Annotated in this window: 12 protein-coding genes; 8 read left to right on the top strand and 4 right to left on the bottom strand. The window is 51.1% G+C overall.

Going from position 1 to position 13,268, the window contains the following annotated elements; genetic code table 11:
* From QZZ54_RS00635 to QZZ54_RS00625, 3 genes are read right to left on the bottom strand one after another with little or no spacing between them, the layout of a single operon-like run.
* Positions 1-480: a DUF411 domain-containing protein gene (locus QZZ54_RS00635; RefSeq protein WP_290697125.1), complete on the bottom strand. Its 480-nt coding sequence runs from the start codon at positions 478-480 to the stop codon at positions 1-3.
* A 3-nt stretch (positions 481-483) separates the two neighbouring features.
* Positions 484-897 carry a Cu(I)-responsive transcriptional regulator gene (gene cueR, locus QZZ54_RS00630; protein ID WP_290697124.1) on the bottom strand — a complete coding sequence of 138 codons (414 nt, stop codon included), beginning with the start codon at positions 895-897 and terminating at the stop codon, positions 484-486.
* Positions 898-946: 49 nt separating this feature from the next.
* Positions 947-1,189, bottom strand: coding sequence for a hypothetical protein (locus QZZ54_RS00625; protein ID WP_290697122.1), 243 nt, complete (start codon positions 1,187-1,189; stop codon positions 947-949).
* A gap of 232 nt (positions 1,190-1,421) precedes the next feature.
* Here QZZ54_RS00625 and QZZ54_RS00620 point away from each other — a divergent pair, with 232 nt between their 5' ends.
* Together QZZ54_RS00620 and QZZ54_RS00615 are read left to right on the top strand one after the other, a co-directional pair.
* Positions 1,422-3,635 carry a heavy metal translocating P-type ATPase gene (locus tag QZZ54_RS00620; protein ID WP_290697120.1) on the top strand — a complete coding sequence of 738 codons (2,214 nt, stop codon included), beginning with the start codon at positions 1,422-1,424 and terminating at the stop codon, positions 3,633-3,635.
* A 62-nt stretch (positions 3,636-3,697) separates the two neighbouring features.
* Positions 3,698-3,961: a hypothetical protein gene (locus QZZ54_RS00615; RefSeq protein WP_290697117.1), complete on the top strand. Its 264-nt coding sequence runs from the start codon at positions 3,698-3,700 to the stop codon at positions 3,959-3,961.
* Here the strand turns inward: QZZ54_RS00615 and nhaB are convergent.
* The gene (gene nhaB / locus QZZ54_RS00610; protein WP_290697114.1) at positions 3,912-5,411 is read right to left on the bottom strand and encodes a sodium/proton antiporter NhaB; all 1,500 of its coding nucleotides are present in this window, start codon (positions 5,409-5,411) and stop codon (positions 3,912-3,914) included. The genes QZZ54_RS00615 and nhaB overlap by 50 nt on opposite strands.
* 263 nt (positions 5,412-5,674) lie before the next feature.
* Between nhaB and QZZ54_RS00605 the strand changes: the two genes are divergently transcribed.
* The 6 genes from QZZ54_RS00605 (at position 5,675) to QZZ54_RS00580 (ending at position 13,224) form a co-directional block, all read left to right on the top strand.
* Entirely contained in the window at positions 5,675-6,406 is a 732-nt protein-coding gene (locus tag QZZ54_RS00605; protein ID WP_290697111.1) for a glutathione peroxidase, read from the top strand.
* A 275-nt stretch (positions 6,407-6,681) separates the two neighbouring features.
* Positions 6,682-8,154, top strand: a complete 1,473-nt coding sequence (locus QZZ54_RS00600; protein ID WP_290697108.1) for a di-heme oxidoredictase family protein — start codon at positions 6,682-6,684, stop codon at positions 8,152-8,154.
* Positions 8,155-8,286: 132 nt separating this feature from the next.
* Positions 8,287-9,564, top strand: coding sequence for an imelysin family protein (locus QZZ54_RS00595; RefSeq protein WP_290697106.1), 1,278 nt, complete (start codon positions 8,287-8,289; stop codon positions 9,562-9,564).
* 3 nt (positions 9,565-9,567) lie between these two features.
* Positions 9,568-11,031 (top strand): di-heme oxidoredictase family protein, encoded by a 1,464-nt coding sequence (locus QZZ54_RS00590; protein ID WP_290697103.1) that lies wholly within the window; start codon positions 9,568-9,570, stop codon positions 11,029-11,031.
* The gene (locus QZZ54_RS00585) at positions 11,028-12,116 is read left to right on the top strand and encodes an imelysin family protein (RefSeq protein ID WP_290697101.1); all 1,089 of its coding nucleotides are present in this window, start codon (positions 11,028-11,030) and stop codon (positions 12,114-12,116) included. Before QZZ54_RS00590 ends, QZZ54_RS00585 begins: the two co-directional genes overlap by 4 nt.
* A complete protein-coding gene (locus QZZ54_RS00580) occupies positions 12,106-13,224 on the top strand; it encodes a DUF1513 domain-containing protein (protein ID WP_290698178.1) in 1,119 nt (372 codons plus the stop codon). The genes QZZ54_RS00585 and QZZ54_RS00580 overlap by 11 nt, the downstream gene beginning before the upstream one ends.
* The last annotated feature ends 44 nt before the right edge of the window (positions 13,225-13,268 follow it).

The following is a 13,268-nucleotide window of genomic DNA, read 5'->3' as shown; positions in this document are numbered from 1 at the left end:
TTAGTAATCCGAATATTGATTGAAACTTTCCACCCGATTATCACTATCCATCGAATAGACGGTAAAAGAATCCTTACGAGCACCCGCTGTATCCATACCCGGCCCGCCGGAAGGCATCCCCGGCACAGCTAGTAGCTGAATATCGCTGTCAGCGGCAAGAAGGCGTTTAATATCCTGCGCAGGAACGTGACCTTCTATCACTTTGCCATTCACTTCTGCGGTATGGCAGGACGCCGCTTTCGAAGGCACCCCTAGGCGCTGTTTATGAGGATTGACATCATTTACAACCACATCTTTGACACTGAAGTTGTGGTCTTTCAGGTGGCTAATCCAGCCTTTACAGCAGCCACAGCTGGCACTACGGTAAACCGTAATCTCATACTGCTTATCTGTTTTGCCTTCCAGCCACACAGGGTCTGCAGCATAACTATTGAGTGTCAGGCCCAGCAGGCCAACTAAGATTAAGACGATCTTTTTCATTTTTCACTCCGGGCTATCGTTATCGACAGCCACGCCATTTAACTGGTCTAAAATTGGACATTCCGCGCTTTCATCACCGCGACAGCGGTTTGCGGCGGCTTCCAGCAATGAGCGCATCTGCTGCAGCGCTTCAATCTGCTGGTCTATCCTGGTTATCTGCTGCTCTGCTTTTTGCTTAACACTTGCACTGGTTCGGGAGGGATCGAGGGATAACTGTAACAGCTCCCGACTTTCATCCAGTGAAAAGCCCATATCCCGGGACCGTTTGATAAAACGCAAGCTATCCAGTTGCTGCTCAGTATAAATCCGGTAACCATTAGCCGACCGGGCAGCGGGAGGGATAACCCCTTGCTGCTCATAAAAACGAATGGTCTTACTGGTCAGTCCAGCTGCCGTTGCAGCCTGAGAAATGTTCATACTGAACTCCGTCTATTTTTATTCAGACAGTGATTAATTCATCAGCGTGTTAAACAGATAACATAGCGGTGCGAGGAGGGTGGTATACCGGTGGAGATATTGCCGAATGGTAGGCTGACAGAGTCCAGGCTGGGGGACTCTGAGCTGATGAAAACCCATGAAAACCGGCTGGCCAGAGAAAAAGTGCCACTGATAGCTGCAGGCAACACCCCGGCAGCTCCGTTTCACAACAATCCGCATCAACCATATCGCAACTATCACCATCACAATTCATCGTTTGATGAGATGCCATAGAAGTCACATCAGACGAAATGGATGCAACCGCAGGGCTAAGAGCCAGTACGCTAAGCAATAGGATTAGAAGGGCACGATAACAGATCAAAACAGGTCAGATTCTCTTATGGTTTTCTCATATTCCTATACAGATTCGCCCGTTCTCAGAAAAAATGCAACTGTCGATTGACCTTACAGTCACTGGAAGCTCTATGCTTTATCTAAGAGAAAACCGTTTCTGAGAAAACAGTATGACTATTACCTTGCTGCTTGAAAATGTCAGTTGCGCTGGCTGCGTTAAAAAAATTGAAAAGAAAATTAACGCCTTGCCTGATGTTGAACAGGCTTTAGTCGATTTCCCCCAGAGACGTCTGAATGTGGAAGGTTCTATCGGCGGAGACACTCTGATTAGCGCTCTGACAGAGATCGGCTACCGTGGCCGGCTTGCCAGTAATGACGCAGAAGACCGGGCTCGACAAAAAGCCCAGCAGGCCGCTCAGTACAAGGCCCACATCCGCAATACTCTATTAGCCCTCGGTGTGGGTATTCCACTGATGGTTGCAGGAATGGTGATGGATGAGATGAGCATTCGCTCCTCTCAGGATCAGATGATATGGGGCCTGGTAGGCTTACTCACACTAGGTATTTTGTTGTTTCCAGGGCGCCACTTTTTTAACGGCGCCTGGTCCTCGTTGAAAAACGGCTCCGCAACTATGGACAGTCTGATAGCTCTGGGGACCGGCGCGGCCTGGCTTTATTCCACTGCAGTCGTATTGTTTCCGGAGATGCTGCCGGAAAGTTCTCGCCACCTTTACTACGAAGCCAGTGCAATGATCATCGGTCTGGTTAACTTTGGCCTGGCGATGGAGATTCGCGCCCGAGGCAAGACCTCAGAAGCGGTCGAACGACTGCTCAACCTGCAGCCCAAAACAGCACGGGTAATCCGCAATGATAAAGAGCTGGACCTGCCACTGGATCTGGTTGAAGTAGGCGATAAATTGCGTATTCGTCCCGGTGAACAGATTCCAGTAGATGCCTTGGTAGAGGAGGGCAGCAGCCTGATCGATGAGTCGATGCTGAGCGGAGAACCTCTGCCCGTCACTAAAAAAACGGGCGATAACGTCAGCGCTGGCACGCTGAATAAGTCCGGCTCATTGATCGTTAAAGCAGAGAAGGTTGGTCGTGAAACGGCCCTGAGCCGGATCATTGAGATGGTTAAGCAGGCGCAGGCCAGCAAGCCTGAGATATCCCGAATGGCAGACAACGTTGCCGCTATCTTTGTCCCGGTGGTGATACTTTGTAGCCTGCTCACCGCGCTACTCTGGTATCTGCTTGGCCCTGAGCCTCATCTGGCGTATATGCTCATCACAGCGACCACTGTGCTTATTATCGCCTGCCCCTGTGCTCTGGGGCTGGCAACACCGATGTCAGTGATGGTTGGGGTAGGCAAAGCCGCAGAGTATGGCATTCTTATCCGCAATGGTCAGGCGCTACAAAGCGCATCACAACTGAATACGCTGGTATTAGACAAAACCGGCACAATAACCGAAGGCTCGCCTCAGGTAACTGACATGCTGGCCGATCAACCCAATATGCTGCAGCTGGCAGCCTCACTTGAAGCCGCGTCTGAACACCCGCTGGCAGAGGCAATTGTTCGCTATGCCCAATCAAAGCAAGAGATACTGTTACCGGTGGAAAACTTTCAGGCGGTTAGCGGACGCGGCGCTAAGGGTTATATTGACGGCACTGAGGTCGCATTGGGCAACAAAACCTGGATGACTGAACAGAAGATCGACTGCGCCAAATTTGATGCTCAGGCGCTAACACTGGCAGAACAGGCAAAAACCCCGGTGTATATCACTCTCGATGGGCAATTAGCTGGATTGTTAGCCATAGCAGACCCGATAAGGCAGGACTCTGTCACCGCGATTGCCCGGCTGAAAAAAGCCGGACTAAACGTCATTATGCTCACTGGCGATAATCCACAGACCGCTGCGGCGGTTGCCAAACAAGTGGGTGTGGATAACTTTATTGCGGGTGTATTACCTGAAGAGAAAGCCAATGAGATTGAAAAACTGCAGCTGGCTGGTTACAAAGTAGGCATGTGCGGTGATGGCATCAATGATGCGCCGGCTCTCGCGCGGGCGGATGTGGGTTTTGCCATCGGCAACGGTACCGATGTGGCGATTGAAAGCGCCGATATGGTACTGATTCGCAATAGCTTACACTCAGTAGCCGATGCGATTGAGCTATCCCGGGCCACCCTAGGCAATATCCGTCAAAACTTGTTTGGCGCTTTTATCTACAACACTCTGGGTATACCGGTGGCAGCAGGGATTCTGTTCCCCCTCACGGGCATGCTGCTGAGTCCGGTTATTGCGGGGGCTGCAATGGCGTTTTCATCCGTGACCGTGGTCAGTAATGCCAATCGCCTACGCTTATTCAAACCCAGCTCAAGCCGATAAGGCTTTCAGTTTTATTTCAGCCAACAACAGCATAATAGGGCGATAAAGATGGAGAAGTTCCTATGTGCAGCTCACCCAAAGCCTGTGTCACCAGCCGAAGTAAAACAGTTATAGCACCCGGTTCAACACAACTGAGCGCAGCTCAACAAACCCGCTACGCTGATAAAGCCAATGCTGCATGGGAGAGACGAGAGCTTCGACGTCTGCAACGCCAGGCCACTAAGATTACAGCTCCAGAGGAGCCCGGCGTACTAGAGAAATTCTGGCAGCGACTGGTCAGACTAGGAACAAAACAGCCAGCAATCCGCTCACACTCAGCACAATAGTGTAGGGCAGTGCCATATACACCATCCGCATATAAGAGAGTCTGACAAGCGGCGCAGCTGCCGAGGTCAATAGAAACAGAAACGCAGCCTGACCATTCGGCGTAGCAACACTGGGCAGGTTCGTTCCTGTATTAATCGCTATCGCTAAGCTCTCAAAGTGTTCGCGGCTGATTCTGCCGCTGCGGAACGCATCAGTCACTTCATTAATATAAACGGTAGCAACAAATACATTGTCACTGATCGCTGAAAGCAAACCGTTAGCGACAAAGAACATCGCTGGCTGATTACGCAGATCCATATGCAGTACCCATTCAATCACCGGGGTGAACAGATGCTGATCGTGAATCACTGAGACAATGGTGAAAAATACCACCAGCAAAGCGGTAAAGGGCAACGCTTCTTCAAACGCCCGACCTATCCGATGCTCTTCAGTAATACCGTTCATACTGGTCAGTAAAACGATGACCGTCAGACCAATAATACCCACTTCGGCCAGATGCAATGCTAACGCCAAAATCAGAAAAATAGCCACTGCGAACTGCGTATACAGCTCCGCCCGCTCCTTCGACCCCCATTGGGATTGTGCTTCACGATCAAAGTCTTTGAGAATATTAAACACCGGCTCTGGAATATGAGCACCATAGCCAAACCAACCGGTTCGCTCCAACAGGATAGTTGTGAGCAAACCACAAGCCAGCACCGGCATTGAAACAGGTGCCATATGGACAAAAAACTCGACAAAGTGCCAACCCATTTTTTCACCAATCAGAAGGTTTTGTGGTTCTCCCACCAAAGTACACACACCTCCTAACGCCGTTCCTACTGCACCATGCATCAGTAGATTTCGCAAAAATGCGCGGAACTTATCCAGTTCTATCCGATGATTTTCATGCAGATGATCATCTACGGAGTGATCATGATCCGCATCTTTATGACTTCCAGAAACCACCCGATGATAAATAGAATAAAAACCAACAGCAGCACTGATAAGTACGGCAGTCACCGTCAAAGCGTCCAGAAACGCTGAAAGAACAGCCCCCATCAGGGCAAACAGCAACGAAAGCGCCGTTTTATTACGCACATTTAGTAACAGTTTGGTAAAGACGTAGAGCAACATCCCTTTCATAAAGTAGATACCCGCAACCATAAACATCAGCAACAGAATCACCGGCAGGTTAGACGACACTTCATGGTAAAGACTTGAGGGCTCTGTCAGGTGCATCAGCACTGATTCGATCGCCAATAAGCCACCAGGCAACAGCGGATAGCATTTAAGTGCCATAGACAGAGTAAATATAAACTCAAAAATCAGCAGCCAGCCCGCGGTAACAGGTCCAAATATCATGAGGGCAATGGGATTTACGAGTAGAAAGCAGAGAATAGCCTGCTTATACCAACTGGGCGAATTACCCAGAAAATTACTATAGTAAGCTTGGAGGAGGGGACGCATAAACGGATACCAGAACAATAAAAATCAATTTCTCTAAATGCGCGCTCACTTTAAGGGATTTAACCCACTTAGGCCAGCAGAAGAGCCCATAAGTCGGCTAAAGATTAACAATATGAGTCCCCTCACAAGAATCCATAAGAACAATAAAAACACCACTGTTAGTTTTTAGCTATCAACTCTGTTTATTTAATTGATTTCATTAAACCAAGAGTCTTTGTCATTATTGATCCATCGAAACCAATCACATTTGAAGGAAAGAAAAGATGCCCACCAACAGAGAAGGCCAAACCATTCCACAAGTAACCTTTCATACCCAGCAAAACAATCAATGGGTTGATATCACTACAGATGATCTGTTTGCCGGCAAAAAAGTGGTTGTATTTGCGTTACCTGGCGCGTTCACCCCAACCTGCTCGACTACTCACTTACCTCGATATAACGAACTAGCGCCGGTATTTGCAAGCGAAGGTGTTGACAGCATTATCTGCCTATCAGTAAACGATACCTTTGTAATGAACGCTTGGCAGGGAGACCAGGGCGCGGAAAACATCACTTTTGTTCCTGATGGCAACGGCGAATTTGCTGCCGGAATGGAAATGCTGGTGGATAAGGAAGAACTGGGCTTTGGCAAACGCAGCTGGCGCTACTCTATGCTGGTCGTCGATGGCGTCATCGAAAAACAGTTTATCGAACCCGATCTGCCAGGCGACCCGTTCAAAGTATCCGATGCCGATACTATGCTCGCTTACATCAACCCAACGGCTGAGCAACCAAAACGGGTAAGCATCCTTACCAAACCTGGATGCCCGCACTGCATACGCGCCAAGAAGCTGTTGCAAGAAAAAGGCTTAAGCTATGAAGAGGTAGAGTTGGGCAGCCACGGTCTGAGTTACAGCTCATTAGCCGCTATTAGTGGCCAGGGCACCACCCCGCAGGTCTTTATCGATGGTCAGCGAATCGGTGGAGCAGACGAACTGGAGGCGCACTTCTCATAAAGACCACCAGAGGCCAGCAATTATTGCTGGCCTCTTTTTTTGGTTGGCGTTTCATCCTGATAGGTATTAAACACCTGGATACGATGCGCTGGCCGGTGAACAAATGTAAATAGCGCTAATGCTGTACTATCCTGAAGAGAGATATAACTATTTCTCTGGCATTACCCACCTAGTCAACTTCATATGATACCAATGGAGATCGTAATGTATGGCAGAGGAAGTATACTCAAAGTAACTATTCAATAGTGACCCTGCAAAATTAATGGAATAACACAGTGCAGCTAACTCTCCCCTATAAGCTATTTATCTTGCTTGTAATCCTGAGCGTTCCAGTGACCGATTCAGCAAATTTGGTGACTGAGGGAATGGCAATATACAACCCTGGTGAAGAGTTGCCAGGAGGCGACACCAGCCATCACAATCCCCGAGACCGTAACGCATTCACTCACCCATCAGCTAACATGAGCTTTCCTGACCGGTTACGCTTTGAACTGGGTGACAGTATTTTTGCAAAAATTTGGGAGGAGCCATCCCCCTCATCTGCCCCGGCAAGTGACGGACTCGGACCGCTATATAACGCTCATTCCTGCGAGGAGTGCCATCTGAGAGATGGCCGGGGTCACCCACCCGCAGCAAACTGGCCAAATGACCAGGCCGTATCGATGTTTCTCCGCCTGAGTATTCCACCGCAGACCATTGAACAGCATCAGCTGTTACAGAGCGGCAAAGTTGGCGTAATTCCTGAACCTGTCTATGGAGGACAACTGCAAAACTTTGCCATAAACGGCCTCACGGAAGAGGGTCATATGCATATCAACTATACTGAGACGACGGTTAAAATGGCGGATGGTGCTGTGGTCCGCCTACGCAAGCCTGAATACAAGATCAGTGAGTTAAATTTCGGACCACTCCATCCGGATGTAATGCTGTCACCCAGAGTCGCTCCAGCCGTTCTGGGACTGCTGCTACTGGAAACTATTCCGGAAAGCGATATTCTGAGATTGAGTGACCCGGATGATAGTGATGGCAATGGCATCTCAGGCCGACCAAACTGGGTATGGGACAGGCTTAGCGAACAGCAAGCGTTGGGACGATTTGGCTGGAAAGCGGGTAATCCAACGCTGATCCAGCAGATCGTTAATGCGCTCAGCGGCGATATTGGTATTGCTACGCCTTACCTGCCTTCACCAACGGGGGATTGCACCTCTACCCAAGCGTCCTGTTTAAACCAGCCAAATGGTAATACACCTTTGCAAGAAAACACTGAAGCGTCCTCAGTGACGGTCCAGCAACTGGTGCTCTATACCGGTAATCTAGCGCCTCCAGCCCGGCCCGATGCACAAAAGCCGGAAGTACTCCGGGGGAAGAGAATTTTCCAGCGCGCAGGCTGCCATGAATGCCATCAACCCAGCTTCAAAACGGCGCGCAGCATCCATCTTTCAGAGCAATCCAAACAACTCATCTGGCCCTATAGCGACCTTTTACTCCACGATATGGGAGAAGGCTTAGCAGACCATCGTCCAGAATTCTTAGCCAGTGGCCGTGAATGGAAAACGCCACCTCTTTGGGGAATTGGCCTGACTAAAACAGTCAGCGGCCATACCTACTTTCTCCATGATGGCCGGGCACGAAACCTGCTTGAGGCAATTCTCTGGCATGGTGGAGAAGCTGAAACAGCTCGACAGCAGGTTATCAACTTAACAAGAGTAGAACGAAATGCATTGATCACTTTCCTAGAGTCTCTGTGAAAGCGACATTTCACCTATGTGACTGACACGCTGGTTTCGGTTTTTGTTACTGATACTGAAAACCCATTAACGCTATTGCGAATCATTCTTGTTTGCATTAGCATTTACTCCTGAATTTACAGGAGACCAGCAATGCAATTCAAAACCTTACTCACCTCCGTCGCCCTCGCCGGAACACTCCACTATCCCGTAGCCTTGATTGCTGCACCGACACCTGCTGAAATTATTAGCACCTACGCTGATATTGCCCATGCAACCTATGAAGACTCGCTCAAGAGCGCAAAGGAGCTGCAGCTAAGCACGAACAACCTGCTAAGCAACCCAAATCAAAGCTCACTGGATAAAGCACGCTCAGCATGGATCGCCGCCCGCGTCCCTTATCAACAATCCGAAGCATACCGCTTTGGTAACACCATCGTCGATGATTGGGAGGGTCGGGTAAATTCATGGCCGCTGGATGAAGGTCTGATCGATTATGTCGACAGTAGCCTCTACGGCTCAGAGTCAGATGAAAACACCCAGTACCGCGCCAATGTCATTGCCAACGCCACCCTGCGAATCGGCGGCGCCCAGGTTGATGCGAGCAACATTACACCAGAATTACTATCAGACACCCTGCATGAAATCGATGGAATCGAAGCCAACGTCGCCACCGGTTATCACGCCATCGAGTTCCTTCTTTGGGGTCAGGATCTGAATGGCACTTCCCCTGGAGCTGGCAATCGTCCGGCAACTGACTACAACCTGGAAAATTGCACCGGTGGCCACTGCGACCGACGCCGCGCCTATCTTCAAGCAACCACTCAACTACTGATAACCGACCTTCAGGAGATGGTAGATAACTGGAAAGAGGGGGGAGAAGCACGCCGACAACTCAGTGAGAAAAGTGAAAGTCATGCAATTGCATCAATTCTAACCGGCATGGGGAGCCTGGCCTATGGTGAACTGGCCGGAGAAAGAACCAAACTAGGACTGATGTTGCATGACCCGGAGGAGGAACATGACTGCTTCTCTGATAATACCCACTGGTCCCACTACTATGACGCCAAAGGGATCAGCAATGTGTATCAGGGAAGCTATACCCGTATTGACGGTTCAACGGTTTCCGGCCCAAGCCTGTCAGCCTATGTTGCCGCTCAGGCTGCTGTCGCCAATCAAAATATGCTGAATAAGTTACAGGCGACCGAAAACGCTGCCCAGGTGATGGTGGATCATGCAGCGCAGGGTAAAACCTTCGATGTTCTGATCGGTGAGGGAAATACATCGGGTAACCAGGTGGTACAGGATTTTGTCGATGCACTAACTGAAGAGACCCGTGCCATTGAGAATATTATCGCCCTGCTGCAACTGGACGGGATCCAATTGGAAGGTTCCGACAGCCTGGATAATCCAGCTCAGGTTCTGGAGTAAACGATGATTTGCAGACACTTGTTTACCCCCATTGCTGTCGTTCTTACCACGATAGCAATGGCCACTTCAGCGGTTGCAGCGATAGAGCAGCATTTACCAGAACCCGGTGAAGCGCTGCCCGGTGGCAGCACGACCCATCATAAGCAGTTGAACATCAACGCATTTTCTCAAAGCTCGGCAAACATGAGCTTTGAAAACGAGCTTAACTTTAAACTGGGTAACGGCATTTTCAAGAAAATATGGGTTCCCGCACCATCATCGACCACCGCCAGTGATGGCCTGGGGCCGCTCTATAACGCCCGCTCCTGTCAGCGCTGCCATCTAAAAGATGGCCGGGGGCATCCACCGGAAGCGAACTGGCCGGAAGACAACGCTGTATCGATGTTTCTGCGTCTGAGTATCCCACCGCAGAACGATGCTCAGCGCCAATTGCTGGATAGTGGCAAAGCCAGCGTAATTCCGGAACCCACCTACGGTGGTCAACTACAGGATCTCGCCATCAACGGGCTAGCCGGGGAGGGGCGGATGGTAATCAACTATAGCGAAACCACCGTGACTCTGGCCGATGGTGCTCAGGTCAGACTGCGCCATCCCGAATACAGTATATCGAATCTCAGCTATGGCCCGTTACATCCCCAAACCATGCTCTCCCCACGAGTTGCGCCTCCGATGATTGGGCTGGGCTTGCTGGAAGCGATTGACCTCGCCGATATTGAAGCGCTGGCTGATCCGGACGATGCCAACAAAGATGGAATCTCCGGACGGCCTAACCGTGTATGGAACAGCTTCACCCAACAGCAAGATTTGGGTCGATTTGGCTGGAAAGCCGGTAACCCAACCCTGATTCAGCAAGCCGTAGGGGCCTTCAGTGGCGACATGGGGATCTCCACTCCCTTCGCTCCCACCGCTGCCGGCGATTGCACCAACCATCAAACAGACTGCCTGAGACAACCGGATGGCAACACGCCACTGCAGGATAATGCCGAGGCATCCGCAGAAATGGTTAAGCTGGTTGAGTTTTACAGCCGTAATCTGGCACCACCTGCCCGGCCCGACTTTGATAAACCGACAGTATTGCAAGGCAAAGCGGTATTCCATCAGAGCGGTTGTGCCGCATGCCACCAGCCAAGTTTTACCACCGCCTCTCGGGAGGATATGCCCGAACAGTCCGATCAGCTGATCTGGCCTTATACCGATCTGCTACTTCACGATATGGGTGAGGGGCTGGCAGATCACCGGCCAGAGTTTCTTGCCAGCGGCAGCGAGTGGAAAACCCCACCTCTCTGGGGAATCGGGCTGACCAAAACAGTAAGCGGTCATAGCTATTTCCTCCACGATGGCAGAGCCAAAAATTTGCTTGAAGCTGTCCTATGGCACGGTGGCGAAGGTGCCGCCGCTCGTGATCGCGTCATCAACCTGCAAACCACAGAGCGAAATGCCTTAATGACCTTTCTGGAGTCCTTATGAACTCAGCAACTAAGCCTCTGTGGCCGATTCTACTGGGGGCCTCTCTGCTACTTACCGCCGTCAGCGTTGTGCATGCAGCCCCCTCAGAACAGCAATGGCAATCACTTAACCAGAGTCTTGTAGAAGAGCACATACTGCCCCGCTACCGGGCGCTGCAACACAGCAGTGCTGAGCTTGCGGCCAGTACTACTGCCCTCTGCCACCAGCCGGAATCCGTGCAACTGGAGAACGCCCAGGAAGACTTTCAGCAAACTATGGACGCCTGGCAAGAAGTTCAGCATATCCAGTTTGGCCCGATTGAAACCCTGATGCGTAATTTCAGCATGCAGTTCTGGCCTGATAAAAAAAATCTGATCGGCAAACAGCTAAACCTGCTGCTGCAACAGCAAAACCCGGACACCCTGAATGTAGAGTATCTATACAGGGCCAGTATCGGGGTCAAAGGCTTACCAGCCCTGGAGCGCCTGTTGTTTACCAGCTCAGTGCATCAGTTAGCCAACAATAGCTATCGGTGCCAGCTGAGCCAGACCATCGCCGCGTACATAGCGATAAACAGCCAGGCAACACTGGATGAGTGGAACAATGGTTACAGTGACTCGTTGTCCAGCGCCGGTAGCCAGAACAGCTACTACGACAGCCATCAGGAAGCGGCTGTCGATATGATGAAATCACTAATCGAACCGATTGAAGCGATCCGCGATCAGAAAATCCTCCGACCACTGGGGGGTGGCCAGGTACGGCCAAAGCGTAGCGAATCCTGGCGTAGTCAGCGCTCGTTACGCAATATTCAGCTTAACATTGCCAGTATCCGACACCTCTATTCGGGCACGACGAACAGCGTCGACAGCCTGCTGCGAAAGCAGGGAAGAGGGCCTCAGGCGGATAATATCAACGCCCTGTTCAACCGTATCGAACAGCAACTCAAAACAGTGCAGACGCCACTGGTCACCAGCCTGTATCAGCCAGAAACAGTCGACCAGTTACGACAGATAAGCGACGCACTCCAGCAGCTCGACCGGGGGTTGTCAGCTGAAATGCTAACACTCAACATTCAACTGGGATTCAACAGCCGTGATGGAGATTAATCGCCGTCATTTCTGCCAGATACTGGGGAGCGCCGTGCTGCTACCCTCGCTAACACTCGCCGCGGATGACGCTAGCCGTTCAGCAAAACCGAAGTTTGCCTCAGCAGCCAAAGATAGCGCCGGACAGTTTCATCTCTATCTTATCGGGCAACAGGGGGAAGTAATGCTGGATCATCTGCTGCCGGGCCGGGCGCATCATACCGAGGTACACCCGCAATTACCGCTGCTGGCTTGTATAGCACGACGGCCTGGTAGCTTTATCGATCTGGTTGATTATCGTGAGCAACGGCTAGTTAAACGGATTATTGCCGGGAGCGGACGACACTTTTTCGGCCACGGTATTTTCTCAGATGATGGTCGCTGGCTTATCACCACTGAAAATGAGATCAGCAGTGGACAGGGTAGAGTGGTGATCCGTGCCCTTGAGGCAAACTATCCGATTATCGCCGATTACCCCAGTGATGGCATAGGCCCCCATGAGCTGGTGCAGCAACCGGGAAGCCCAGTGTTGATCGTTGCCAACGGCGGGATTCATACCCATCCGGATCATGGCCGGGAGAAACTCAACCTGGACCACATGCAGCCCTCGCTGCTGCGGCTGAATATTCTCACGGGGAAGCGCCTGGAACAGCAGCAGCTGCCCGCGCATCTGCACCAGCTGAGCATCCGCCACATCGATACTAATCAGCAGGGCACAACGGTTATCGCTCTGCAATATCAGGGTGATAAGGGTCACAACCTGCCGCTAGTGGCAGTGCACCACCCGGGGCAGCCGATTGAACTGCTGCGCGCACCACCAGCGGTTAACCTGGCAATGAAAGGTTATTGCGGCAGCGCCAGGTTTGATCACAGCGGCCGCTTCGCGGCAGTATCAGCGCCTCGGGGTGATCTGATCTCTTTCTGGGATCTGCATGAGAATCGATTTATCTCCTCTATCAAGAGCAGGGATGGCTGCGGCTTGGCGGCAACCGGCAATAGCACTGAATTTATTATCAGTGCAGGTACAGGTCGCTGCCTTCGACATAACCTTCAACGCGGGACAACAGTGCGTCTGCCGTCGACTATTGCAACCGCCTGGGATAACCACTTGGCCACACTCCCTCTCTGACACCCAGTTTAACGCTTACAACAAGCCCTAAGAACAGACCAGAA

Source organism: Amphritea sp., from assembly GCF_016744155.1.
Taxonomy (GTDB): Bacteria; Pseudomonadota; Gammaproteobacteria; order Pseudomonadales; family Balneatricaceae; genus Amphritea.
This window is presented reverse-complemented; position numbering and strand designations above follow the sequence as displayed.

Coding starts and splice junctions, on each gene's coding strand:
- QZZ54_RS00625 (WP_290697122.1), bottom strand. CDS start 1,189: ATGGCATCTCATCAAACGATGAATTGTGATGGTGATAGTTGCGATATG.
- QZZ54_RS00635 (WP_290697125.1), bottom strand. CDS start 480: ATGAAAAAGATCGTCTTAATCTTAGTTGGCCTGCTGGGCCTGACACTC.
- QZZ54_RS00585 (WP_290697101.1), top strand. CDS start 11,028: ATGAACTCAGCAACTAAGCCTCTGTGGCCGATTCTACTGGGGGCCTCT.
- QZZ54_RS00595 (WP_290697106.1), top strand. CDS start 8,287: ATGCAATTCAAAACCTTACTCACCTCCGTCGCCCTCGCCGGAACACTC.
- nhaB (WP_290697114.1), bottom strand. CDS start 5,411: ATGCGTCCCCTCCTCCAAGCTTACTATAGTAATTTTCTGGGTAATTCG.
- cueR (WP_290697124.1), bottom strand. CDS start 897: ATGAACATTTCTCAGGCTGCAACGGCAGCTGGACTGACCAGTAAGACC.
- QZZ54_RS00615 (WP_290697117.1), top strand. CDS start 3,698: ATGTGCAGCTCACCCAAAGCCTGTGTCACCAGCCGAAGTAAAACAGTT.
- QZZ54_RS00605 (WP_290697111.1), top strand. CDS start 5,675: ATGCCCACCAACAGAGAAGGCCAAACCATTCCACAAGTAACCTTTCAT.
- QZZ54_RS00620 (WP_290697120.1), top strand. CDS start 1,422: ATGACTATTACCTTGCTGCTTGAAAATGTCAGTTGCGCTGGCTGCGTT.
- QZZ54_RS00590 (WP_290697103.1), top strand. CDS start 9,568: ATGATTTGCAGACACTTGTTTACCCCCATTGCTGTCGTTCTTACCACG.
- QZZ54_RS00580 (WP_290698178.1), top strand. CDS start 12,106: ATGGAGATTAATCGCCGTCATTTCTGCCAGATACTGGGGAGCGCCGTG.